Genomic DNA, 23,266 nt, shown 5'->3' with positions numbered 1-23,266 from the left:
GCCGGTGCAGGATTTCTTCGCGGCAATAGGCCTGGTCCTCGTCATCGAGGGCCTGGTCTATGGCGGCTTTCCCGGCTTCGCCAGGAAACTGGCGGGCGAGGTGCTGTCATTGCCGGAGAATGCATTGCGGATTGCCGGGCTGGTGGCGATCGGAGCCGGCGTCGGCGTCGTCTGGCTGGTTCGCGGCGGATAGGAGCGTCGGTTTGCGCAATAACGCGGGATTTACACTCTGCCGATAGCCACAGCCGCAAACGTGCCTTATTTCTTACCATCATGGCGCGACACGGCGTTTTCGTCGAAGCGCTTTTCTCTTTCAGAAATGCCGGGAGGCTTCTCGATGACATCCAACACCCTTTTGCGCGCGGCTCGACGCACATTCGTCGCCGGCGCGGCAGCGCTTCTTCTGGGCACCGTGGCCGTTCCGGCCCTCATGACGCCGACAATGGCCGCCGACGGGCCTGCTTCGGTAGCCGACCTGGCGCAAGGCCTGCTCGGCGCGGTGGTCAACATCTCGACCTCGCAGACGGTGAAGGGCACGGAAGGTCCGGGCGCGGTGCCGATGCCGCAGCTCCCCGAAGGCTCGCCATTCCAGGATTTCTTTGACGATTTCTTCAAGAACCGCGGTGGCGACAAGGACAATGGCTCGCAGAAAGTGCAGTCGCTCGGCTCCGGTTTCGTCATCGATGCCGAGCAGGGCATCGTAGTCACCAACAACCATGTCATCGCCGATGCCGACGATATCGAGGTCAATTTCTCCGACGGAGTCACGCTGAAGGCGACGCTGGTCGGCACCGACACCAAGACCGATGTCGCGGTGCTCAAGGTCGATCCGAAGGGCCACAAGCTGACGGCGGTGAAATTCGGCGATTCCACCAAGATGCGTGTCGGCGACTGGGTGATGGCGATCGGCAATCCGTTCGGCCTCGGCGGCACGGTCACGGTCGGCATTATCTCGGCGCGCAACCGCGACATCAATTCCGGCCCCTATGACGACTTCATCCAGACCGACGCTGCGATCAACCGCGGCAATTCGGGCGGGCCGCTGTTCAACAGCGCCGGCGAGGTCATCGGCATCAACACGGCGATCATCTCGCCGTCCGGCGGCTCGATCGGCATCGGCTTCTCCATTCCTTCGCAACTCGCCTCCGGCGTCGTCGATCAGCTGCGCCAATATGGCGAGACGCGGCGCGGCTGGCTTGGCGTGCGTATCCAGCCGGTGACGGACGACATTGCCGAGAGCCTCGGCATGGCGACCGCCAAGGGCGCGCTGGTCGCCGGCGTCATCAAGGGCGGACCGGTCGACAACGGCACCGTCCAGGCCGGCGACGTCATCATCAAGTTCGACGGCAAGGACATCCACGAAATGCGCGACCTGCCGCGTGTGGTCGCGGAGAGCCCGGTCGGCAAGGCGGTCGACGTGCTCATAGTGCGCAAGGGTGTCGAGCAGACGGTGAAGGTAACACTTGGCCGGCTCGAGGACAGCGAGAAGCTCGCCAGCGGCGAAAACGGCAACACCGACCAGGACAAAGGCGACAAGGCGCCGGCGGTTTCGACGGCCTCGGTGCTCGGCATGACCGTCGGCGAACTGAACGACGATACGCGCAAGAAGTTCAGCATCGCCGCCGATGTTTCGGGCGTCGTCATCACCGATGTCGCCAAGGATTCGGCCGCGGCTGAACGCGGCATCCAGCCGGGCGAGGTGATCACCGAAATCGCGCAGGAATCAGTTGCCACGCCCAAGGATGTGATGGACCGGATCGGCGCGCTGAAGGAGCAGGGACGCAAGAACGCACTGCTGATGCTGGCCTCCAAGACCGGTGAGCTGAGGTTTGTGACGATCCGGATGGATTGAATCCGGCACAGCCTGCAACAATCTGATTGAAGAGGGCGGTTAGCGAGCCGCCCTTTTTCTTGCCTGCCAATCCTTGCTCGTCAGCTTATAGAACACATGCCGCTTGAGCCCGGAGTGGCTGTCGGGAATGCCGGGATGATCGAAGTCGGCGGATGGATCGGCGGTCATACCGAGGCGTTGCATGACGGCGGTCGAGCGGTGGTTGTTCGCGACCGCGAAGGAGACGATCTCGCCAAGGCCGAGTTTTTCGAAGCCGTAGGCCAGCCACGCCTCGGCAGCTTCCGTGACGTAGCCCTTGCCCCAGAATTCGGGCGCCAGCCGCCAGCCGATCTCGACGGTGCCGGCGGGCAGGAACGGCAGATGGTCGGTTCCGGTGATGCCGACAAAGCCGATGCATTGACCCGATGCGGCGACCTCGGCGGCGGCGAAGCCATAGCCGTCTTGCTCGATGATGGCCCGCAGTTCGTCCATCTTGGCGTCTGCTGCGGCGCGGTCGCGACGGAATGGGAAGAACTCCATCACGCGTTCGTCGGAATTGATGCGATGGAAGAGCTCGCGGTCGCGATCCTCCCAGTTGCGCAGGATCAGGCGCTCGGTGCGCATTGGTTTCATTGGACGAACTCTTCCTGCCTGTAGCCTTGCAGATAGAGCAATGCGGTCAGGTCGCCATGGTCGATGCGAACCTTTGCCTGTGCAGCCACCATCGGTTTGGCATGCAGCGCAACACCGGTGCCGGCAAGGCGGATCATGTCGAGATCGTTGGCCCCGTCGCCGACAGCAATGGCATCGGCCGGGGTGAGGCCGAGACGCGCCGTGATCTCGATCAGCGCCTCGGCCTTGGCGGCGCGGCCGAGGATCGGCTCGCCGACCAGGCCGGCAAAGAGGCCATCCTGTTCGAGCAGGCGGTTAGCGCGGTTTTCATGGAAGCCGAGCATGGCGGCGATGCGTGAGGTGAAGACCTCGAAGCCGCCCGAGACTAGTGCAGTCCAGGCGCCGTTGGCCCGCATCGTCTGCACCAGCGCGCGACCGCCGGAGGCCAATGTCAACCGGTTGGCAACGATCAGATCGACCACGGCCGCATCGAGCCCCTTGAGCAACCCCACGCGCTCGCGCAGGGCGGGCTCAAAGGCGATCTCGCCATTCATCGATCGTGCGGTGATCGCCGCGACGTGCTCCTTGACGCCGATCTCGTCGGCCAACTCGTCGATGCATTCCTGGTCGATCATGGTCGAATCCATGTCGGCGATGAGGATCTTCTTGCGGCGCGTTGCCGACTGCTGGACGATCACGTCGATCGGCTCGGCGGCCAGCGCCGCGCGCAGATTGGCGGTCGCCTCGTCGGCTTGTGCATTCGCCGGCAGTGCGAGATCGCAGGCAATGTCTTCGGCCATCCAGCTAACAGTGCTTGCGCCCACCGACCGTGAGGCCATATTCGCAAGCGATGGCGACAAGGCACGATCGGCGGGATGGGAAACAAGCGTGGCGATAAGCGGCATCGATAATTCCGGTGCGGATGCGGGCGAAGGCCGCGTGAAGAACGCGATCCTGATAGCCGGGCCGACCGCCAGCGGCAAGTCGGCGCTGGCGCTCGACCTGGCCGAGCGTATAGGCGGCGTGATCGTCAACGCCGATTCCATGCAAGCCTATTCGGTTCTCGACGTGTTGACCGCCCGGCCGGAGGCGGCGGACCTCGCTCGGGCACCGCATTATCTCTATGGGCATGTCCATCCCGGCACCGCCTACTCGACCGGCGCGTGGCTGCGCGACGTGACGAGGCTGATCGAAGACGGCGCGCTCTCGCGGCGACCGATCTTCGTCGGCGGCACCGGCCTTTACTTTCGCGCCTTGGCCGAGGGCATTTCGGAAATGCCCGACATTCCGCGGCAGGTACGCGACCGTTGGCGCTACGAGTTGAAGGAGCAAGGCGCCGTCAAACTGCATGGCATCCTGCTGCGCGAGGATTCCAGGGCAGCCATGCAGTTGAAGCCCACGGACAGCCAGCGCATCGTGCGGGCGCTCGAAGTACTCGACGCATCCGGCCGCTCGATCCTGGACTGGCAGGCCGCGCGGGGCCGGCCGCTCATCGACAGACAGACGGCCCGCTTCTTTGTCATCGAGCCGGACCGGGCCACGCTGGTCGGACGCATCGAAAGGCGTTTCGACCAGATGCTGGCCAAGGGCGCACTGGACGAAGTCAGGCAACTCGCATCGCTTCGTCTCGATTCGCAATTGCCGGCGATGAAGGCGATCGGCGTCCGCGAACTGCAAGCGACGATGGCCGGCCAATCGGGTTTTCCTGAGGCGATCGAGCGCGCCAAGATCGCAACCAGGCAATATGCCAAGCGGCAGACGACCTGGTTTCGCCACCAGCTAGGGCCGGAATGGCAAAGATTGCGCCCTGGTGACGATCTCGAAACCACGATCCAAACGCTTGTTGCTAATGCAACCTAGAAAGCTGAGCCTTCACGGAAAGGTTCTCGTTGTGGTTGTCCGAATTAACCCTCCGTAAGGCCCGCCATGCCATAAGGTCGACGGGCATTTTTCCATCGGGGAGCAGATGCGTTTCCACAAGGCGGAATCGGCGTTTTTCGTCTTTATCTTCGTGATCCTGGCCGCCGGCCTGGTGACGCTGCATGCCTATGGACTGCTGCAATCCTTTGCCACCGAACTGCACACGGCCTCCGGCCTGGACAAGGTCATCTACCTCAACAAGCTGCTTTTCGCGACGGGCGTGCTGCTGGCGACCGCGCTGTTCTTCGGAATCTTCTTCATCTACCCGCTGATCCGCAAGCAGGCGATGGAGGAAGGCAAGCTGCGCGCCATGACCGTGTCGCTGAGCGCCCGCTCCGAGACGTTCGAACATGCGGCGCTGACAGACAGCCTGACCGGCATGCAGAACCGGCGCTATTTCGACGACGCGCTGAAGGAATATCTCGAGGAGTTCAAGCGCATCGAGAAGCCCGTCGGGCTGATGATCCTCGACCTCGATCATTTCAAGCAGGTCAACGATACACACGGCCACGACGTCGGCGACGAGGTACTCAAGGCCGTCGCCAGCTGTCTCAAGGACATGACGCGCTACCATGACGTGGTGGCGCGATTGGGCGGTGAGGAATTCGCCGTGGTCACGCCCAATATGGAGGCGGAATTGTTGTCGAAATTCGCCGAGCGTATCCGCAAGGCGATCGCCAACATGTCGGTTCTCTCGGGCAATGTCCGGCTCAAGATCACCACCAGCGTCGGCCTTGCCGTCTGGGACCGAAAGGAGACGGCGGAAGAATTCTATCGCCGCGCTGACCGCCAGCTCTACGAGGCCAAGAGGCAAGGCCGCAACCGTGTCTGCGCCTGAAATCCCGAAGAAGAATTCATGAGGCCGGTTGCCTGACGCGGCTTTCTCGAAAACCACGCCATTCAATCCGGCCTGATGAATTCCCTTTCGGGATTTGACCAAGCTGGTTCGATGATGTGAAGCCTTTGGAAGCTTGTGTGCGGCTTCCCGGCCGGTCGTCAGAGAGCTTGCAGGCTCAATCGTTCTGGGGGCGCATGCCAAAGGTGGCGGGCTTGAGGCCGTAGCGCATATCGAAATCATCGTCCGATTGCACCCGTGCGGCCGGCGGCTTGCGGTAGTCGGGATCGCCAGCCTGGCGGCCAGAATCGACCACTTCGGCAAAGGCCATCGCCTGCTGTTGCGGCTTTGGAACGTTGCGAAGCCGTTCCACGATCGTCACCAGATCGACATCGTCTCCGGTTTTCGACGACATGGCTTGTTCGCGCTTTGCCGTGCCCGGGATCAGTTCAGCCGGCAGTCTCTCGAACTTCAGCCGCATCGTCGTCGCCACGCCTTCGCCGAAGGCGATCGCTTCGCGCTGGCCCATGGACGACAGGAAAGCAAGCGTGGAGGCGGACGAGTCGGCGATGGCCGAGCGGATGATCGCCTGGTCCTGCTCATTGGCGAGCCGCATGGCGAAGAAAGTCGAGCACTGCGACAGGATGGTCGGGTCGAGTTCGCCCGGGCGCTGGGTGACGACGCCGAGATAGCAGCCGTATTTGCGGCCCTCCTTGGCAATGCGCGACAGCGCGTGCCTTGTCGGCGCGAAGCCGAGGCGCGAATCGGCCGGCATGTAGCGATGCGCTTCTTCGCACAGCAATAGGAGCTGCAGCTTGCCCTCGCTCCACAGCGCAAGGTCGAACGCCAGGCGCGCCAGCACCGAACAGACGGAATTGACCACTTCGGACGGCATGCCGGCCATTTCGAAACAGGTCACCGGGCGACCGTTATGCGGCACGCGGAAGATGTTGCCGATCGTCTCGTGGATGGTGTCCTCGATCAGGCGCGAGTTGAACATGAAACGGTAGCGCGGATCGGCTGCCGCCGATTCGATGCGCGTCTTCAGCGATTTGAGCGTCGGGCGCTCGTTCTTGCTTTCGAGCATGCCCATACGCTCGTCAATCTGCTTGAGCAGATCGGCAATGCGGTAGGGCACTGGCGTATCGGCGGTCAGCGCATCGCTGCCGCGCCTGAGATAGGCACCGGAATTGGGGTTGCGATAGAGGTTTTTGGCGAGCGGAATGAGGTCGCGCAGCGCATCGATCTCGTCGGGCACGGTCTCGCGGCCGCGAAACAGAACCTCGGCGAATTCCTCGAGCCGGAACATCCAGAACGGAAGGTCGAGCGTCTTGGAATCGACCTTGACGCAATATTCGGGCAGCGACGCGGCGAATTCATTGTGCGGATCGAGGATCAGGATACGCAGATCCGGCCGCGCCGCGATCGATTTGCGCAGCAGCAGCGAGACGGCGGTGGACTTGCCGACACCAGTGGTGCCGACAATGGCAAAGTGGCGCGCCAGCGTGTCGTCGATGGCGATGTTGGCGGCGATCGCCTCGTCCTGCGACAGCGAGCCGATGGTGATCGAATGACGCCCGGCCAGATCATAGACGGCCTGCAGGTCGCGGCTGCGGATGCGGTGCGCGATGGCGCCGATATGGGGATAGGTGGTGATGCCGCGGTCGAAGATCGGCTTGGAGCCGGGGTCGGCGCCGTCGCGCACTTCGCCGATCAGCTCGATGCTGACCTCGATGGCGTTCTGGCCTTCGCTGTTCCAGGCGCGATCCGACTTGCCGATCGCATAGACCAGGCCGACGGTGCGCGTCGTGCCGAGATTGACCGAGATCATCTTGCCGACCGTCCACAGGCCGGTCACCGCGCCGTCGACGTCGTCCGCAAAGGCGCTGATGGTGGCGCGCGCGCCGTCGCATTGCACGACATTGCCCAGGATGCGCCTGTCGTTCTGTTCGGCGTTGCGGCGCTCCTGCGATGTCGGTTCTCCGACCGAGGCTTCGCGTTCGACATACATGGACAGGCCAATCCCCATTTTCCCTCACATCGAAGCCTACAGGAACGGGGTTAAGGTCGAGTGTGGCCGGATGGTGTAGGGAGGATTAAGAAGCCGGCGAAAATTGTCGCGACAAGGCTCTTTTCCCGCTATCGGTTTTCGCTATAATAGACAAATGGATGACATAGCGAACGACATCTCCTCGACAATCGGCAGACGGATACACGCCGAGAGGACGATACGGGACTGGTCCCTGGCCGAACTCGCCGAACGCTCCGGCGTCTCCAAAGCCATGCTGAGCACGATCGAGCGCGGCATGACCAGCCCGACGGCAGCGCTCCTGGTGCGGATCGCCGCCGCCTTCGGCATGACGCTGTCGACCCTTATCGCACGCGCGGAATTGCAGGGTGGGGGCTTGCTGCGGGCGAGCGACCAGCCCGTTTGGCGGGATCCCGACACCGGCTATGTCAGGCGGCATCTTTCGCCGGCCGGCGACATGCCGCTCGAACTGATCAGGGTTCATCTGCCGGCGGGCGCCAAGGTCAGTTTGCCCGCGGCGTCCTACGCCTTCATCAAACAGCAGATATGGCTGATCTCCGGACGGCTCGAGTTCACCGAAGGCGATCTGGTGCACAGGCTCGAGCCCGGCGACTGTCTGGCGCTCGGCGCGCCGTCGGACTGCACCTTCCATGCGCTCGATGCGGGCGCCGACTACCTCGTCGCGCTGGTCAGGGGCTGACATCATGGCCGCGAGACGTCCGAAGCGCTCCCACAATCGGGGACCGCCGATCGACGACTATAAGGGGCCGCCATGGGGCAAGGGCGATCCTTATATTTTCCTGGCCTGGCAGGCCGCGCACGCCAAGGCGTGGAAAGCACCGAGTCGCGACGTCATGCTGATGCGCGTGGACAAGGCGGAACGGCTGGGACTCACCTATGAGGAATACACGCTCGAGATTCTGGAGCGCGGGCGGCATCTCAGGGAAGAGGACGCCGAACGCATCGCCGCGATCAAGGCTGCACGCAAGCGAAGGCGATTCGGCGCTTTCGATTGACGCCAGTTCGACCGTATCGATCCTTCCATCTCAGCCAGGCAGAACGAGCATGCATTCCATCGAGATCAGAATGTTGACGCAGGACGCGCGAACACAGGCGTTGCTTGGCGATCTTCTGGTCGAAACGGTTGCCGCGGGCGGGTCCGTGAGCTTCATGCATCCGCTGGCGCCGGAAACCGCCCGCAGGTTCTGGGACACGTCGCTGACGGCGGCCGCAAGAGGCGAGCGGGTGGTGCTTGGCGCGTGGGAGGCAGACACGCTGGTCGGCACGGTCACGCTGCTGCTCGACTGTCCGCCCAACCAGCCGCACCGGGCCGAGATCGCCAAGCTGATGACGCGCCTCGATCGTCGAGGCAAAGGCGTGGCGACCCGCCTGATGCAAGCGGCCGAGGCCCTTGCGGTGGAGAGGGGCCGCACACTTCTGGTTCTGGATACGGCGACCGAAGAGGGGGCGTCCGGGCTCTATGAGAGGCTGGGCTTCACGCTGACCGGGGAAATACCGGATTATGCATTGAAGCCCCATGGCGGGCTGACCGGCACGCTCATCTACTGGAAGCGCATCGGCCGGTGACCGTCATCCGGAGACCGCTCGCCGAGGCGCGACAGCAGCCATTGGCGGAAATCCTGCTCGACACCGGTCAGTCGCGCGACCGGTGCCTTGGTCAGAAAATGCCCCGATGTGCTCCGGAAAGGGAGGCGCGCCAAACCGCGCCTCCCTCGGCTTGTTTGCGGCACAATCGGGCTTATGCCTTGTGGTGAACCTGCTGCAGCCCATAGACGGGCGTCGCAATGCCTTCGTGCCTCGCCTTCAACTGCAGCGACAGGAACTGCGAATAATGGCGTGATTGGTGCAGGTTACCGCCATGGAACCAGAGCGCCTCCTGCTGCGTCGGCTTCCACATGTTGCGCTGCTCACCTTCCCATGGGCCGGGATCCTTGGTGGTGTTCGAGCCGAGCCCCCAGCATTTGCCGACCTTGTCGGCAACCTCCTTTGAGATCAACTCGGCCGCCCAGCCATTCATCGAGCCGTAGCCGGTGGCGTAGACGATGACGTCCGCCGGCAGTTCGGTGCCATCGCTGAGCAGGATGGAATGTTCTTTGATCTCGGCCACATCGACGCCGCTCTTGAGTTTGATGGCGCCATCGATGATCAGCTGCGAAGCGCCGATATCGATGTAGTAGCCGGAACCACGCCTGAGATATTTCATGAACAGGCCGGAGCCGTCGTCGCCCCAGTCGAGCATGAAGCCGGCCTTTTCCAGGCCCTTGTAGAATGCCGCGTCGCGCTCCTTCATCTTCTCATAAAGCGGAATCTGGAACTCGTGCAGGATCTTGTAGGGCAGGGACGCAAAGATAAGGTCGGCCTTGGCGGTGGTCATACCGTTCTGCACCGCCTGCTCCGAGTAGAGGGCGCCAAGCCCAATATCCATCAGCGTGTCGGATCTGACGATGTGGGTGGTCGAGCGCTGCACCATGGTGACGTCGACGCCGGCTTCCCACAGCGCCGCGCAAATATCATGCGCGGAATTGTTCGAGCCGATGACGACAACCTTCTTGCCGGCATATTGGTCGGGGCCGGGGTGCTTCGAGGAGTGGTGCTGATCGCCCTTGAAATTCTCCATGCCCTTGAACTTCGGCAGGTTGGGACGGCCGGACATGCCGGTCGCCAGCACCAGCTGCTTCGGCTTCAGCGTGATGTCCCTGCCGTCGCGGTGGACGACAACCGTCCATTCCTTCTTCTCATCGTCATAGGAAGCGCTCTTGGCCTCGGTGGAGGACCAGTAATTCAGTTCCATCACCTTGGTGTACATTTCCAGCCAGTCGCCGATCTTGTCCTTGGGCGAGAACACCGGCCAGGTCCGGGGAAAATCGATGTAGGGCAAATGATCATACCAGACCGGATCGTGCAGGCAGAGCGACTTGTAGCGCTTGCGCCAGCTGTCGCCGGCACGTTCATTCTTCTCGATGATGATCGTCGGCACGCCGAGTTGCCGGAGCCGCGCGCCAAGCGCGATGCCGCCCTGGCCGCCGCCGATGATGACCGTATAGGGCTGCGTCTTGAAGCCAAGCTCGGCCGCTTCCTTTTCGCGCTCTTCCTTCCAGGTCGGGCGGTTCTTGCCGGAGCCGTGCTTGGCGCCCAGCGGCCGGGCGAAGCCGGCCGGCTCTTCATGCCCTTTCAGCTCGACCATTGTGGTCAGCAGCGTCCAGATCTTGCCGTCCTTCAACCTGATATGGCCGAAGCCGCGCGCCACGTCGGTCTCGAAGCTGATCCAGCCGTCGATCACGCCGTTCGCCTCGGTCGCGTCCTCGCCCCTGGCGATCGCGAAATGCGATGGCTTCGTCTTCGACAACTGGCTTTCCAGCATGTCACGCACCTGATCGCGGCCTTCCATGGTCTTGATGTTCCAGGTGAAGGTGACGAGGTCGCGCCAATAACAATCTTCCTGGAAGCATTCGACCGCCTTGTCGATGTCGCCGGCGGCGAGGGCCGCGCCAAATCGTTCTAGAAGGTCGGAAAGCTTCCTGTTCGGGGCCTTGTCGAGCATCAGTTTCCTCCGCGTTTTTGTTGATCGGCCTCGTTGCGAGCTGCCTTTGCCGAGCTTGGGGTCCGGCCTCGGGCAGTATCGCGGCAAACGATGGTCCGCGTCACGTCGCCAAATAGTTCGCTTTGTTTTCAGGGGGTTGAGCAGCGACCAGGCGTCGAGCCGGGTCTAAACTGACGGCGTGCGCGTGCTTCGTGCCATGCACCGGGCAGGCCGCCACGAAAGCGGAATCGACCCCATTGACGAACGGCCGGTTTCACCCTTATGGTTCGCCACCATGAAAAAGGCACTCATTCTCGTAGGAAGGCGCGTGGGCAAGGCGGTGTAACCGCCGGGCGAAAACCTCCCATGCGCAACACACAGGCTCCCTCGGGGGCCTTTTTTATTGCCCAAAACACGACTAAACGACCAGCAAATCGCCAGATGGCGGACAGTACGGGACCAAACCGATGAGCAACGGACAGAGCGAGCGGCGCGAAATGACTGGCGCCGAAATGGTGGTGCAGGCGCTGAAGGACAATGGCGTCAAGCATGTCTTCGGTTATCCGGGCGGCGCGGTTCTCCCGATCTATGACGAGATCTTCCAGCAGGACGACGTCGAGCACATCCTGGTGAGGCACGAGCAGGGCGCAGGCCACGCGGCCGAGGGCTATGCGCGCTCGACCGGCAAGGCAGGCGTCATGCTGGTGACATCAGGTCCGGGCGCGACCAACGCGGTGACGCCTTTGCAGGACGCGCTGATGGATTCGATCCCGCTGGTGTGCCTGACCGGCCAGGTGCCGACCTCGCTGATCGGTTCGGACGCTTTCCAGGAGTGCGATACGGTCGGCATCACGCGCCCCTGCACCAAGCACAATTGGCTGGTGAAGGACGTCAACGAACTTGCCGCAACCATCCATGAGGCCTTCCATGTCGCCACCACCGGCCGTCCCGGTCCTGTCGTGGTCGACATCCCGAAGGACGTGCAGTTCGCCAAGGGTTTTTACGTTTCTCCGCAAACCGCGCCACGCACCAGCTATCAGCCGAAGGTGCAGGGTGATCTGGAGAAGATCAAGGCGGCGGTCGAGCTGTTGGCCGGTGCCAGGAAACCGATCATCTATAGCGGCGGCGGCGTCATCAACTCCGGTCCGGAAGCGAGCCATCTGCTGCGCGAACTGGTCGACCTCACCGGTTTCCCGATCACCTCGACGTTGATGGGGCTCGGCGCCTATCCGGCATCGGGCAAAAACTGGCTCGGCATGCTCGGCATGCACGGCACCTACGAAGCCAACATGGCCATGCATGATTGCGACGTGATGATCTGTATCGGCGCGCGCTTCGACGACCGCATCACCGGCCGGCTCAACGCGTTCTCGCCGAACTCGAAGAAGATCCATATCGACATCGATCCGTCCTCGATCAACAAGAACGTCCACACCGACGTGCCCATTATCGGCGATGTCGGCCGGGTTCTCGAGGATCTCGTGCGGCTGTGGCGGGCAACCGCCAAGGCCGACAAGAAGGCGCTCTATCCCTGGTGGGAGCAGATCGCCAAATGGCGTGCGCGCGATTCGCTCGCCTACAAGATGAACAACGACGTGATCATGCCGCAATATGCCATCCAGCGGCTCTATGCCCTGACCAAGGACATGGACACCTACATCACGACGGAGGTCGGCCAGCACCAGATGTGGGCGGCGCAGCACTACCATTTCGAGAAGCCGAACCGCTGGATGACCTCCGGGGGGCTCGGCACGATGGGTTACGGCCTGCCGGCGGCACTCGGCGTGCAGATCGCGCATCCGAACGCGCTGGTCGTCGATATCGCCGGCGACGCTTCGGTGCAGATGACGATGCAAGAGATGAGTGCCGCGGTGCAGTTCGACGCGCCGATCAAAATCTTCATTCTCAACAACCAGTATATGGGCATGGTGCGGCAATGGCAGCAGCTGCTGCACGGCAACCGGCTGTCGCATTCCTACACCGAAGCCATGCCTGATTTCGTCAAGCTGGCCGAAGCCTATGGCGGCCACGGTATTCGCTGCGACAAGCCGGACGAGCTGGACGATGCCATCAAGGAGATGATCTCGGTCAGGAAGCCGGTGCTGTTCGACTGCCGCGTGGCGACGCTCGCCAACTGCTTCCCGATGATCCCGTCGGGCAAGGCGCACAATGAGATGCTCTTGCCGGACGAGGCCACGGACGAGGCGGTGGCCAACGCCATCGACGCCAAGGGCAGGGAACTGGTGTAGCAGCGGACAGAGGCAGGGCTGTCGCGAGAAGCCGTGCGTAAACAGAGATTAGATCCAAGAGTTTGAAGTCGAGATTCACATCATGAACGCACAGCTACAACCGACCGGCTCCGCCTATTTCATCGCCAAGGAAACGGAAAAGCCCGAAAACCACACGCTTTCCGTGCTGGTCGACAACGAGCCGGGCGTGCTTGCCCGGGTCATCGGCCTGTTTTCCGGGCGCGGATACAACATCGAGAGCCTGACAGTCTCGGAAACCGAGCACGAGAAACATCTGTCGCGCATCACCATCGTGACGCGCGGCACGCCGCATGTGCTGGAACAGATCAAGCACCAGCTCGAGCGCATCGTGCCGGTCCACCGCGTCGTCGACCTCACCGTGCGCTCGCAGGAATTCGGCCAGGAACGGCCGCTGGAGCGGGAATTGGCGCTGGTCAAGGTCGCCGGCACCGGCGAAGCCCGCGTCGAGGCGCTGCGGCTCGCCGACGCCTTCCGCGCCAGCGTCATCGACGCCAATACCGAACATTTCATCTTCGAGATCACCGGTAAGGGCTCCAAGCTCGACCAGTTCATCGCCATCATGAAGCCGCTCGGCCTGGTCGAAATCTGCCGCACCGGCGTGGCGGCGATGAACCGTGGCCCGCAGGGGATGTAGCACCCGTCAGTTTCTCCATAGCATGACGACGGGATCGGCCACCGGCCGATGGTAGCCTTTGTGCGGTCGTCGGAAGAGACAATAATACTGGCCTATCTGGGAGGATATCATGTCGCTCGACGCATTCCTCGCCTTGCTTGTCTACGCCTTCGTGACCTCGATCACGCCCGGGCCTAACAATCTGATGCTGCTCGCCTCAGGTGTGAATTTCGGCTTGGTGAGGAGCGTGCCGCATATGTTCGGCATCAGCATCGGGTTTCTTGTCTTGCTGCTGGCGGTCGGCCTTGGTCTTGGCGCCGTGCTGACGGCGTTCCCGGCGCTGCACACCGCGCTCAAGGTCGCCGGCGCGGCCTATCTGCTCTACCTTGCCTGGAAAATCGCCATGTCGCGCTCGCTCAGCGGCAAAGGGGAGACGAAGGCGCGTCCGATGCGCTTCATCGAGGCGGCGGCGTTCCAGTGGGTCAATGCCAAGGCCTGGGTGATGGCGATCACCGCCATGGCCGTCTACTCCAATCCGGAGCATCCGTTCCTGTCGGTGGCGCTGATCTCGGTGGCCTTCACTATCGTCAACCTGCCGAGTGTTTCAGTGTGGGCGGGATTCGGCACGGCGCTGCGCGGTTTCCTGTCCGATCCAGTGCGGCTGAAATGGTTCAACATCGCCATGGGCGTGTTGTTGGCCGCGACGCTTTGGCCGATGCTGCGGTGAGCTGTCCAGGTTCGCGATCCGGCTTTTGCACGCGATCATGGTGGCCTGCCCATCCATTGTGCAGTGCACATTAAATCTTCGTAATGCCGTGTTTTGGCCCTTTTCCGCCAAAGCCCTGTCCTATCTATTCAGCGAAATCGCGGCAGGCAGTCGTGATTTGAGCTAGAATACGACCACCTGGCTATGGCGTGTCGGACGGAGAGGGTCTTTTGTCGATGCGTGGAAAAGTCATTCTTTCATTGCTTGCGGTCGCCTGCGCAGGCGCGGCCTGGCTCTATCTGTCTCCCGACACGCTGAGCAGGGCCCGGCAGATCATCGGTGCAAAGCAGGTCGCGTCGGACAAGCCGACGCCGGATAGGCAGGATCCGCAGGCAGGGGCCAAGCAGGCGGCCGGCGGCACTGGCGCCCGGACGGCCTCGATCATCTCGGCCACGGCAACGACGGCCGATTTCCCGGTCCGGCGCTACGCCATTGGCTTCGTCTCCTCTCCCGCAGTGGTCAGCATCAATGCGCGCGTGTCCAGCCAGATCGTGTCGATCGACGTCAAGGACGGGCAGATGGTGAAAACCGGCGACCTCCTATTTTCGCTGGATGACCGTGCCTTGAAGGCGCAGCTCGCCAAGGATCAGGCGACGCTCGCCAAGGATCAGGCGCTGCTTGCCAGTTCGAATTCCGATCTTCAGCGCGCCAAGGATCTTGTCGCCAAGCAGGCCGGTACGCAGCAGACCTACGACCAGGCCGTTGCCGCGCAGAAGGCGGCGGCAGCGACTGTCGATGCCGACAAGGCGACAATCGATGCAGACAATGTCCAGCTTGGCTTTGCCACGATTACCGCGCCGATTTCCGGCAGGCTTGGCGCGGTGAACGTTGCCGTGGGCGATCTCGTGACCACCAGCAATGGCAGCAGCAGCACCTCGACCCCGCTCGTCACCATCACCCAGATGGATCCGCTGCAGGTGAACTTCAACCTGCCCGAAAGCAACCTTGCGCTGCTGCACAAGGCACTGGCAAAGCCACAGCAAGGGGCAGTGACCCTGACCCAGGACGGGGACCCGACACCGATTGGCAAGGGCACGCTCGATTTCGTCGATTCCAGCGTCGATACCGCTTCCGGCACCATCGCAACGCGAGCCAGCATACCCAACGCCGATCTGTCGCTGTGGCCGGGCCAATATGTGAATGTCGTGCTCGATGCCGGCATCATGCCGCAGATGACATCCGTTCCCACGGTCGCGGTGCAGCCCAGCCAGAAGGGGCCGTTCGTCTATGTGGTCAAGCCTGACAACACAGTCGAAATGCGGCCCGTGCAAGTGGCGCTGACCGAAGGTCAGAACAGCGCCATCAGCAATGGCCTGAAAAGCGGCGAGAAGGTTGTTATCGAAGGCCAGACGCGACTGAAGAACGGGGCTGCCGTGCACGAAGGCAAGGCATCCGCCGGAGCGCGCGACCAGGCAGCACCCAAGGTTGCGCAAGCCGACAAGGCCGGCGAGGCCGCCCAATGATCTCCGAGTTCTGCATTCGCAGGCCTGTCGCCACCCTCCTGATGTCGTTCGCCCTCGTTCTGGGCGGGCTGTTCGCCTACAAGTTCCTCCCGGTAGCCGCGCTGCCCAGTGCCGAATTCCCGGTCGTCAACGTCTCGGCTCAGCTGCCCGGAGCCTCGCCGGAAACGATGGCAACGTCGGTGGCGACGCCGCTGATCAAGCAATTCGCCACCATTGCCGGCATCGACTCGATCTCGACCACCAACTCGCTCGGCCAGACCTCGATCGCCATCCAGTTCGTGCTCAACCGCGACATCGATGCCGCGGCCGCGGACGTGCAGGCAGCGATCGCGCGCACGCAAAGATCGCTGCCGCCGCAGATGACCTCGCCGCCGAGCTACCGCAAGGTCAACCCGGCCGACGCGCCGATCCTTTTGATGTCGCTGGTCAGCGATACGGTTCCGCTGACCGATCTCGATGCTTTCGCCGAAAACGTCATCTCGCCGTCGCTGTCGACCATCGACGGCGTGGCGCAGGTCTCCATCTTCGGCCAGCAGAAATATGCAGTCCGCATTCAGATCGATCCGACCGCGCTTGCCGCGCGCGGCATTTCGATCGACCAGCTGCAGGCGGCGATCGCATCCGCCAACTCCAACACGCCGCTGGGCGTTCTGAAGAACAACAAACAGCAGCTGACGATCACGGCCGATACGCAACTGACCGACGCCGCCGGGTTCTCCAACCTCATCATCGCCACCAAGAACGGTCATCCGGTGCGGCTGGGCGAGGTGACACGCGTCGTCGATTCGGTGCAGACCACGACGACTGCGAGCTGGTATGACGGCACGCGCGCGATCATCATGGCGGTGCAGCGCCAGCCCGACGCCAACACTGTCGACGTCGTCGACAAGGTCAAGGCGATGCTGCCGTCCTTCCAGGACCAGATGCCGGCCGCCGCCCAGATCAAGCTGCTCAACGACCGTTCGACCTCGATCCGCCAGGCCGTGGACGACGTGCAGTTCACACTGCTGTTGACCATCGCGCTGGTGGTCATGGTGATCTTCGTGTTCCTGCGCCGCGTGACGGCGACAATCATCCCGGCCGTGGCGGTGCCGATCTCGTTGATCGCCACGCTCGGCGCGATGTTCCTGTTCGGCTTTTCCATCGACAACATCTCGCTGATGGGCCTGACGCTTGCGGTCGGCCTCGTCGTCGACGACGCCATCGTGATGCTGGAAAACATCTTCCGCCATATGGAGGAGGATGGGTTGTCGGCTTTCGATGCGTCGCTGAAGGGCGCGCGCGAAATCGGCTTCACCATCATCTCGATCTCGATCTCGCTGGTGGCCGTGTTCATCCCGGTGCTTCTGATGGGCGGCGTGATCGGGCGCATCTTCAACGAGTTCGCCGTCGTGGTGACGGTCGCCATCCTGGCGTCGATGTTCGTGTCGCTGACGCTGACGCCAATGCTGTGCTCGCGGCTGCTGTCGGTGACCAAGGCCGACCGCGAGGCGCATGGCGATGGCCACAGGCGCGATTTCATCACCCGCGGCTACGATCGGATCTTGAGCTTCTGCCTGCGGCACACTTTCCTGGTGTTCCTGGTCTTCATAGGCACCGCCGCGGCGTCGGTGTGGCTGATCGAGGTCTCGCCGAAGGGCTTTTTCCCGCAGGAGGATATCGGCCAGATATCGGTGACGACCATCGCGCGCCAGGACATCTCGTTCGACGCCATGGCAAAGCTGCAGGGGCAGGTGGCCAGCGTCTTCTCGCATTCGCCCTATGTCGACCATGTTGCGTGGTCGGCGGGCAGCGGCAACAATGCGCTCAACCAGGGGCAGCTTTTCGTCCAGCTCAAGGGCAAGGACCAGCGGCCCAATATCGAGAAGGTGCTTGCGGATCTGCGCAAGCAACTGGCCGGCGTGGCGGGCATCGAGACCTACATGCAGCCGGTGCAGAATTTGAGGCTGGGTTCGCGCTCGTCGGCCAGCGCCTACCAGCTCGTGGTTCAGGGCCTCGACACCGGCCAGACCGACATCTGGGCGCAGAAACTGAATGACGCGATGGCGGCCGATCATGCGACCTTCACCGACGTCACCAGCGATTTGCAGAACAATGCGCTGCAGGCGACACTGGTGGTGGATCGCGACAAGGCGGCCCAGCTCGGCATCGACACCGACACGCTGCGCTCGGCGCTTTATGGCGGGTTCGGCACCGACCAGGTTTCGACGATCTTCGGCTCCGCCGACAGCTACGAAGTCATCACCGAGCTCGATCCCAAGATCGAGTGGTCGCCGGAGCGGATGCTGGCCATCCAGATGAGGACGGCGAGCGGCTCCCTGGTCCCGCTTGGCGCCTTCGCCCGGGTCGATCGCACGGCCGGCGCCTTGACGGTCAACCAGCTCGGCCAGCTTCCGGCCGTGACGATCTCCTACAATCTGCCGCAAGGCGTGGCGCTTGGCGACAGCGTGAGCCGCATCAACGCGCTCAAAGAGCAGATCGGTATGCCGGAGACGATCTCGACCAGCTTCGCCGGCACGGCCAAGACCTTCCAGGACTCGCTCGCCAACCAGGGCCTGCTGATCGGCGGCGCGATCCTGACCATCTATATCGTGCTTGGCATTCTCTATGAGAGCTTCATCCATCCGCTCACGATCCTCACAGGCTTGCCATCGGCTGTGCTGGGGGCGGTTGTCGCCTTGCGCTTCGCGGGCATGGACCTGTCCGTCATCGCGGTGATCGGCATCCTGATGCTGATCGGTATCGTCAAGAAGAACGGCATCATGATGGTCGACGTCGCCCTCGAATTGCGACGAGAGGGCATGTCGGCCACCGAGTCGATCCACAAGGCCTGCCTGATGCGGTTCCGGCCGATCATGATGACGACGCTGGCCGCCTTGATGGGCACGTTCCCGATCGCGCTCGGCACGGGCGCCAGCGCGGAGCTGCGCCAGCCGCTGGGCGTCGCCGTCGTCGGCGGCCTGCTTGCGTCGCAGGCGCTGACGCTGTTCGTCACACCCGTGATCTATGTCTACTTCGAGAATTTCTCGGGCTGGCTGGTCGGGCTGATGCCGAAGCGCAAGGGCGAGTTGCACCTGGTCGAAGCGGGGGATCAGCCTTCGTTGTTCGACGATGATGACGAAATCCGAGGCGAGCCGCAAAAGGCGGCCGCGGAGTAGCGTATCCGCGTCGCGCCCACTGGCCCAAGTCGTCATGCTTGCGGCCGGCGGATCGCAGCCGTAGTTTGTGGCTATGTCCCACGATCATGACCACGACAACGAGCTCGATCCGTTTGCCGCTCGCGTGCGCGCGCTGGAAACCATTCTCACCCGCAAGGGATTGATCGATCCGGCCGCGATCGATGTCATCGTCGATACCTACGAGACCAAGATCGGTCCGCGCAACGGCGCGAGGGTGGTGGCAAAGGCCTGGAGCGATCCCGCTTTTGCCGAGTGGCTGAAGCGCGATGCGACGGCGGCGATCGGATCGCTGGGTTACACCGGCCGCCAAGGCGAGCACATGCAGGCGGTGTTCAACACCGAAGAGACGCACAATCTCGTCGTCTGCACGCTGTGCTCCTGCTATCCGTGGTCGGTGCTCGGCCTGCCGCCGGTCTGGTACAAGGCGCCGCCCTATCGCTCGCGCGCGGTCATCGATCCGCGCGGCGTGCTTGAGGAATTCGGGCTGACGCTGCCGGTCTCAACAAAGATACGCGTCTGGGATTCGACGGCGGAGTTGCGCTATCTCGTCGTACCGAGGCGGCCTCAAGGAACCGAAGGCTGGAGCGAGGAGCGCTTGTCCGGATTGGTAAGCCGCGACGCCATGATCGGCACCGCGCTGGCCCAAAAAACGGAACAAACGGGGGGGCCGCCATGAACGGCCCACAGGATCTCGGTGGACAAATGGGATTCGGACCGGTAGCGCCGGAACGGGACGAGCCGTATTTTCATGCCGACTGGGAGCGGCGGGCGCTCGGCGTGACGCTCACCGCCGGCGCAATGGGCGCCTGGAATATCGATGAGAGCCGGCATGCGCGGGAATCGCTGCATCCGGCCAACTATTACGCCTCCAGCTACTACCAGATCTGGATCAAGGCGCTGGAGATCCTGCTCAAGCGCCATGGTTTCGTCAGCGAGCGCGATCTTGCGGCAGGCGAGGCGATCGATGCGGCCGCGACGCCCAAACGGGTGCTGAAGGCCGATGACGTTCCGGCCGTGCTTGCCAGGGGCGCTCCGTGCAACCGGCCGGTCGAAACGGCGCCGCGGTTCAGGGCCGGCGACCGCATACGAACCAGGAATTTCAACCGGACCGGCCACACCAGGCTGCCGCGCTACGCCCGCGGCAAGCGTGGGCGGATCGAAGCGGTGCGCGACGGCTTTGTGTTCCCCGACACCAACGCGCATGGGCAAGGCGAAAACCCACAATGGGTCTATACGGTGGTCTTCGACGGCACCGAGATCTGGGGCGACGGGGCCGATCCGACGCTGACCGTGTCCATCGATGCCTGGGAGAGCTATCTTGAACCGGCCTGAGGCGAACGGGCCTGCCGGATTGCCCGCCGGCCTCGATGCGCCCGTCTTCGCCGAGCCTTGGCAGGCCGAAGCCTTCGCGATGACGGTGGCGCTGCACGACAAAGGCCTGTTTTCGTGGAGCGAGTGGGCGCAGGCACTGTCGGCCGAAGTGAAGAAACCCGGCGCCGCGGCTGACGGCCATGACTATTACGAACATTGGTTGGCGGCGCTGGAAGGGCTGCTGGCGTCGAAAGGATTGGCCGCCAAGCCCGATGTCGATGCGATGGCGCGGGCCTGGAAGCGCGCAGCGCATGCCACCCCGCACGGCAAGCCGATCCTGCTGGAGAACGATCCGCACGCCGTCATCTGATCGCGCGGACATGGCGCCCGTTCCCTTTACGTTCCCGTCCTCGCCTGATAGGCTGAAGCGCAGGGAGTTCGCCACCAGGCTGCGTCGATGGCGATGGCGGCTATCTTGTCTTTCCCTCGCGAATCCGGTCACACGATCAGATGGAATTTTCACCCCAACAGGACGAGGCGCTGCAAGCGGTCGCGCGCTGGCTCAAGGCCGGCAAGCCGCAATTGTTCCGGCTGTTCGGCTATGCCGGCACCGGCAAGACGACGCTGGCGCGCTATTTCGCCGAACATGTTGACGGGCAGGTGCAGTTCGCCGCCTTCACCGGCAAGGCCGCGCAGGTGCTGCGCTCCAAGGGCGCGGTCAATGCCCGCACCATCCATTCGCTGATCTACAGGCCCAAGGGCGAGGAATCGGTCGAAGACGAGGTGACCGGCAAGACGTCGATGTCGCCGACCTTTTCGCTCAACCGGCAGAGCCCGATCTCGCGTGCGAAACTGGTCATTATCGATGAATGCTCGATGGTCGACGAGCAGCTTGGCCGCGACCTGATGAGCTTCGGCACGCCGATCCTGGTGCTGGGCGATCCCGGCCAGTTGCCGCCGATCTCGGGCGGCGGCTTCTTCACCGACCACGAGCCGGATTTCCTGCTCACCGAAATCCACCGGCAGGCGCGCGACAATCCGATCCTGCGGCTGGCGCTCGATGTGCGCGAGGGGCGCGAATTCATGCGCGGCGACTACGGCACGGCGCAGGTGATCGGCAAGGAAGACGTCAACCAGGAGCTGGTGCTGAGGGCGGACCAGGTGCTGGTCGGCACCAACCGCACGCGCCGCCGCTACAACCAGCGCCTGCGCGAGCTCAAGGGGTTCAATGCCGACTATCCACAGGCCGGCGACAAGCTGGTGTGCCTGCGCAACGACCCGGCCAAGGGCCTGCTCAACGGCTCGCTGTGGAAGGTGATGACCTCGTCGCGCGAGACAGTAAAACCTGGCATCAACCTTCTGGTGTCGCCGGAAGAGGATGATCCGGACCGCGGTGTCGCCAAGATCAAGCTGCTCAAGGCGGCTTTCGAGGATCCCGACGCCGATATCCCGTGGCAGCAGAAGAAGCGGTTCGACGATTTCGACTATGGCTATGCGCTGACCGTGCACAAGGCGCAGGGCTCGCAATGGAACGAGATCGTGCTGTTCGACGAGAGCTGGGCGTTCAAGGAGACGCGCCAGCGCTGGCTTTACACCGCGATCACCCGGGCGGCCGAACGGTTGACGATCGTCAGGTAGCGGAGCCCAGTTGCCTGGCGCCGAGCCATTGCCAGGCATCGGCCTCGTCCTCGTCTTTGAAGTGCCTGAGTTCGACCGGCGGCGGGGTAGGGAGGAAGTCTCGCGCTTGCGCCGTCCAGTCCGGCTCGCCGATCGCGGCACAACGGCCGATATGCTCCACGGCCTGGACCGCGCCCTGTCTCAGCGTCTCGTCCGATATGTCGTTCCAGTCGACGCCGTCATGATCGATTACGCGCACCAGCACATCGATTCGCGGGTGAAGCGCGTAGGCCGCTTCGAGCAGGCCGAACAGGTTTTCCGCGTCGGCCGCCGAGACATGGCCGACGATATCGATGGCGAAGAGATCCTCACGGTCCGTATCGATGCGCCGGATTGCCGGCACGGCTTCGAGGAAATTCAAGGGATCGTATCCTTTCACAAACGTCGTCCGATCTTCTGGAACACCGGAAACCCCTATCTGTTCCCGTCAAAGGCGGTATAGATGCGCCGAAATCGAGCAGGATCCGAAGCCATGCCCGCAAAGCTTTCCGTCAATCTCAACGCCATCGCCATGCTGCGCAACCGGCGCGACCTGCCGTGGCCTGATGTGATCAGGCTTGGCCGCATCGCGCTTGCGGCGGGAGCGCATGGGCTGACGGTGCATCCTCGCCCGGACGAGCGCCATACCCGCCGTTCAGATCTGCCTGAGATCAGGGCCTTGATCGACGATGAGTTCCCGCGGGCCGAATTCAACATCGAGGGCCATCCGACCGAGGATTTCCTGGCGCTTGTGGAAAAGCACCAGCCGGAACAGGTGACCCTGGTGCCTGACGATCCCTCCCAGGCAACCTCGGACCATGGCTGGAACTTCATCGCCGATGCAGCGTTCCTGACACCGATCGTGAGACGCCTGAAGAAGGGCGGTTTCCGGGTCTCGTTGTTCTCCGATGCGGATCCGGCCGGCATAAACGCCGCGCGCGATACCGGGGCCGACCGTATCGAGCTTTACACGGGACCTTATGGCAGTTGTCATGCCGATTCCGCCAAGGCGGCCAAGGAGCTGGAAAGACTGGGAAAAACCGCCGATGCGGCCGTTGCCGCGGGCCTTGAGGTCAATGCCGGGCACGATCTGACGGTGAGCAACCTGCCGGCCCTGGCGCGACGCGTTCCGGCATTGGCCGAAGTGTCGATCGGACATGGGTTGACAGCCGACGCGTTGGAGTATGGCATGGCCGGCACGGTGGGCCGATTTCTCAGGGCTTGTGGGTGGTAATGGTGG

At 63.0% G+C, this 23,266-nt stretch carries 22 protein-coding genes; 17 read left to right on the top strand and 5 right to left on the bottom strand.

Annotated elements, in window-relative coordinates; all coding sequences use genetic code 11:
• Positions 1-4: 4 nt before the first annotated feature.
• Together LB533_RS12810 and LB533_RS12805 are read left to right on the top strand one after the other, a co-directional pair.
• Positions 5-193 (top strand): DUF2065 domain-containing protein, encoded by a 189-nt coding sequence (locus LB533_RS12810; protein WP_224659817.1) that lies wholly within the window; start codon positions 5-7, stop codon positions 191-193.
• Between the two features lie 144 nt (positions 194-337).
• Entirely contained in the window at positions 338-1,852 is a 1,515-nt protein-coding gene (locus tag LB533_RS12805) for a DegQ family serine endoprotease (RefSeq protein ID WP_140639149.1), read from the top strand.
• 39 nt (positions 1,853-1,891) lie between these two features.
• On the opposite strand, the gene LB533_RS12800 is transcribed toward LB533_RS12805, so the two are convergent.
• Together LB533_RS12800 and serB are read right to left on the bottom strand one after the other, a co-directional pair.
• Complete coding sequence (locus LB533_RS12800) at positions 1,892-2,464, bottom strand: GNAT family N-acetyltransferase (protein WP_140639148.1); 573 nt, start codon at positions 2,462-2,464, stop codon at positions 1,892-1,894.
• Positions 2,461-3,348 carry a phosphoserine phosphatase SerB gene (gene serB / locus LB533_RS12795; protein ID WP_224677301.1) on the bottom strand — a complete coding sequence of 296 codons (888 nt, stop codon included), beginning with the start codon at positions 3,346-3,348 and terminating at the stop codon, positions 2,461-2,463. The genes LB533_RS12800 and serB overlap by 4 nt, the downstream gene beginning before the upstream one ends.
• On the opposite strand from serB, the gene miaA reads away from it, so the two are divergent.
• Both miaA and LB533_RS12785 read left to right on the top strand, forming a co-directional pair.
• A complete protein-coding gene (gene miaA, locus LB533_RS12790) occupies positions 3,338-4,303 on the top strand; it encodes a tRNA (adenosine(37)-N6)-dimethylallyltransferase MiaA (RefSeq protein ID WP_224677331.1) in 966 nt (321 codons plus the stop codon). The genes serB and miaA overlap by 11 nt on opposite strands.
• Before the next feature lie 106 nt (positions 4,304-4,409).
• Complete coding sequence (locus tag LB533_RS12785; RefSeq protein ID WP_140639146.1) at positions 4,410-5,201, top strand: GGDEF domain-containing protein; 792 nt, start codon at positions 4,410-4,412, stop codon at positions 5,199-5,201.
• A gap of 175 nt (positions 5,202-5,376) precedes the next feature.
• Here LB533_RS12785 and LB533_RS12780 read toward each other — a convergent pair whose 3' ends face one another.
• A complete protein-coding gene (locus tag LB533_RS12780) occupies positions 5,377-7,209 on the bottom strand; it encodes an ATP-binding protein (RefSeq protein WP_224677330.1) in 1,833 nt (610 codons plus the stop codon).
• 154 nt (positions 7,210-7,363) lie between these two features.
• Between LB533_RS12780 and LB533_RS12775 the strand changes: the two genes are divergently transcribed.
• Genes LB533_RS12775 through LB533_RS12765 form a run of 3 tightly spaced genes read left to right on the top strand, consistent with a single transcriptional unit; the run spans position 7,364 to position 8,814 of the window.
• On the top strand, positions 7,364-7,927 hold the full coding sequence (locus tag LB533_RS12775) for a helix-turn-helix domain-containing protein (RefSeq protein WP_224677300.1): 564 nt from the start codon (positions 7,364-7,366) through the stop codon (positions 7,925-7,927).
• Between the two features lie 4 nt (positions 7,928-7,931).
• Positions 7,932-8,243 (top strand): hypothetical protein, encoded by a 312-nt coding sequence (locus LB533_RS12770; RefSeq protein ID WP_224677299.1) that lies wholly within the window; start codon positions 7,932-7,934, stop codon positions 8,241-8,243.
• A 49-nt stretch (positions 8,244-8,292) separates the two neighbouring features.
• Positions 8,293-8,814: a GNAT family N-acetyltransferase gene (locus LB533_RS12765; RefSeq protein WP_140495357.1), complete on the top strand. Its 522-nt coding sequence runs from the start codon at positions 8,293-8,295 to the stop codon at positions 8,812-8,814.
• 172 nt (positions 8,815-8,986) lie between these two features.
• On the opposite strand, the gene LB533_RS12760 is transcribed toward LB533_RS12765, so the two are convergent.
• Complete coding sequence (locus LB533_RS12760; protein ID WP_224677298.1) at positions 8,987-10,789, bottom strand: NAD(P)/FAD-dependent oxidoreductase; 1,803 nt, start codon at positions 10,787-10,789, stop codon at positions 8,987-8,989.
• Positions 10,790-11,235: 446 nt separating this feature from the next.
• Here LB533_RS12760 and LB533_RS12755 point away from each other — a divergent pair, with 446 nt between their 5' ends.
• The 9 genes from LB533_RS12755 (at position 11,236) to LB533_RS12715 (ending at position 22,008) form a co-directional block, all read left to right on the top strand.
• A complete protein-coding gene (locus LB533_RS12755; RefSeq protein WP_140553557.1) occupies positions 11,236-13,017 on the top strand; it encodes an acetolactate synthase 3 large subunit in 1,782 nt (593 codons plus the stop codon).
• 82 nt (positions 13,018-13,099) lie between these two features.
• A complete protein-coding gene (gene ilvN, locus LB533_RS12750) occupies positions 13,100-13,672 on the top strand; it encodes an acetolactate synthase small subunit (protein ID WP_023676680.1) in 573 nt (190 codons plus the stop codon).
• A 109-nt stretch (positions 13,673-13,781) separates the two neighbouring features.
• Positions 13,782-14,378 carry a LysE family translocator gene (locus LB533_RS12745; RefSeq protein ID WP_224677297.1) on the top strand — a complete coding sequence of 199 codons (597 nt, stop codon included), beginning with the start codon at positions 13,782-13,784 and terminating at the stop codon, positions 14,376-14,378.
• Positions 14,379-14,593: 215 nt separating this feature from the next.
• A complete protein-coding gene (locus LB533_RS12740) occupies positions 14,594-15,880 on the top strand; it encodes an efflux RND transporter periplasmic adaptor subunit (RefSeq protein WP_224677296.1) in 1,287 nt (428 codons plus the stop codon).
• Complete coding sequence (locus LB533_RS12735) at positions 15,877-19,038, top strand: efflux RND transporter permease subunit (protein WP_224677295.1); 3,162 nt, start codon at positions 15,877-15,879, stop codon at positions 19,036-19,038. The genes LB533_RS12740 and LB533_RS12735 overlap by 4 nt, the downstream gene beginning before the upstream one ends.
• A gap of 73 nt (positions 19,039-19,111) precedes the next feature.
• Complete coding sequence (gene nthA / locus LB533_RS12730; protein WP_224677294.1) at positions 19,112-19,735, top strand: nitrile hydratase subunit alpha; 624 nt, start codon at positions 19,112-19,114, stop codon at positions 19,733-19,735.
• Positions 19,732-20,391, top strand: coding sequence for a nitrile hydratase subunit beta (gene nthB / locus LB533_RS12725; RefSeq protein ID WP_224677293.1), 660 nt, complete (start codon positions 19,732-19,734; stop codon positions 20,389-20,391). The genes nthA and nthB overlap by 4 nt, the downstream gene beginning before the upstream one ends.
• Positions 20,378-20,740, top strand: a complete 363-nt coding sequence (locus tag LB533_RS12720) for a nitrile hydratase accessory protein (protein ID WP_224677292.1) — start codon at positions 20,378-20,380, stop codon at positions 20,738-20,740. The genes nthB and LB533_RS12720 overlap by 14 nt, the downstream gene beginning before the upstream one ends.
• 140 nt (positions 20,741-20,880) lie before the next feature.
• Entirely contained in the window at positions 20,881-22,008 is a 1,128-nt protein-coding gene (locus tag LB533_RS12715) for an ATP-dependent RecD-like DNA helicase (RefSeq protein ID WP_140553563.1), read from the top strand.
• Here the strand turns inward: LB533_RS12715 and LB533_RS12710 are convergent.
• A complete protein-coding gene (locus tag LB533_RS12710) occupies positions 22,001-22,408 on the bottom strand; it encodes an STAS/SEC14 domain-containing protein (RefSeq protein WP_140639136.1) in 408 nt (135 codons plus the stop codon). The two genes, LB533_RS12715 and LB533_RS12710, sit on opposite strands and share 8 nt — an antisense overlap.
• A gap of 111 nt (positions 22,409-22,519) precedes the next feature.
• On the opposite strand from LB533_RS12710, the gene LB533_RS12705 reads away from it, so the two are divergent.
• Positions 22,520-23,260: a pyridoxine 5'-phosphate synthase gene (locus tag LB533_RS12705; protein ID WP_140639135.1), complete on the top strand. Its 741-nt coding sequence runs from the start codon at positions 22,520-22,522 to the stop codon at positions 23,258-23,260.
• Positions 23,261-23,266 lie beyond the last annotated feature (6 nt).

This window comes from Mesorhizobium sp. BR1-1-13 (assembly GCF_020165515.1).
Lineage (GTDB): Bacteria > Pseudomonadota > Alphaproteobacteria > Rhizobiales > Rhizobiaceae > Mesorhizobium.
The sequence above is the reverse complement of the archived record's forward strand: the minus strand, read 5'-3'. Positions and strand labels throughout refer to the sequence as shown.

Bases quoted from the DNA above. Each gene is read 5' to 3' on its own strand.
- LB533_RS12805 (WP_140639149.1), top strand. From the start codon at position 338: ATGACATCCAACACCCTTTTGCGCGCGGCTCGACGCACATTCGTCGCC.
- LB533_RS12785 (WP_140639146.1), top strand. From the start codon at position 4,410: ATGCGTTTCCACAAGGCGGAATCGGCGTTTTTCGTCTTTATCTTCGTG.
- LB533_RS12800 (WP_140639148.1), bottom strand. From the start codon at position 2,464: ATGAAACCAATGCGCACCGAGCGCCTGATCCTGCGCAACTGGGAGGAT.
- ilvN (WP_023676680.1), top strand. From the start codon at position 13,100: ATGAACGCACAGCTACAACCGACCGGCTCCGCCTATTTCATCGCCAAG.
- nthB (WP_224677293.1), top strand. From the start codon at position 19,732: ATGAACGGCCCACAGGATCTCGGTGGACAAATGGGATTCGGACCGGTA.
- nthA (WP_224677294.1), top strand. From the start codon at position 19,112: ATGTCCCACGATCATGACCACGACAACGAGCTCGATCCGTTTGCCGCT.
- LB533_RS12735 (WP_224677295.1), top strand. From the start codon at position 15,877: ATGATCTCCGAGTTCTGCATTCGCAGGCCTGTCGCCACCCTCCTGATG.
- LB533_RS12740 (WP_224677296.1), top strand. From the start codon at position 14,594: ATGCGTGGAAAAGTCATTCTTTCATTGCTTGCGGTCGCCTGCGCAGGC.
- LB533_RS12745 (WP_224677297.1), top strand. From the start codon at position 13,782: ATGTCGCTCGACGCATTCCTCGCCTTGCTTGTCTACGCCTTCGTGACC.
- LB533_RS12760 (WP_224677298.1), bottom strand. From the start codon at position 10,789: ATGCTCGACAAGGCCCCGAACAGGAAGCTTTCCGACCTTCTAGAACGA.
- LB533_RS12765 (WP_140495357.1), top strand. From the start codon at position 8,293: ATGCATTCCATCGAGATCAGAATGTTGACGCAGGACGCGCGAACACAG.
- LB533_RS12755 (WP_140553557.1), top strand. From the start codon at position 11,236: ATGAGCAACGGACAGAGCGAGCGGCGCGAAATGACTGGCGCCGAAATG.
- LB533_RS12780 (WP_224677330.1), bottom strand. From the start codon at position 7,209: ATGTATGTCGAACGCGAAGCCTCGGTCGGAGAACCGACATCGCAGGAG.
- LB533_RS12770 (WP_224677299.1), top strand. From the start codon at position 7,932: ATGGCCGCGAGACGTCCGAAGCGCTCCCACAATCGGGGACCGCCGATC.
- LB533_RS12715 (WP_140553563.1), top strand. From the start codon at position 20,881: ATGGAATTTTCACCCCAACAGGACGAGGCGCTGCAAGCGGTCGCGCGC.
- serB (WP_224677301.1), bottom strand. From the start codon at position 3,348: ATGCCGCTTATCGCCACGCTTGTTTCCCATCCCGCCGATCGTGCCTTG.
- LB533_RS12705 (WP_140639135.1), top strand. From the start codon at position 22,520: ATGCCCGCAAAGCTTTCCGTCAATCTCAACGCCATCGCCATGCTGCGC.
- LB533_RS12775 (WP_224677300.1), top strand. From the start codon at position 7,364: ATGGATGACATAGCGAACGACATCTCCTCGACAATCGGCAGACGGATA.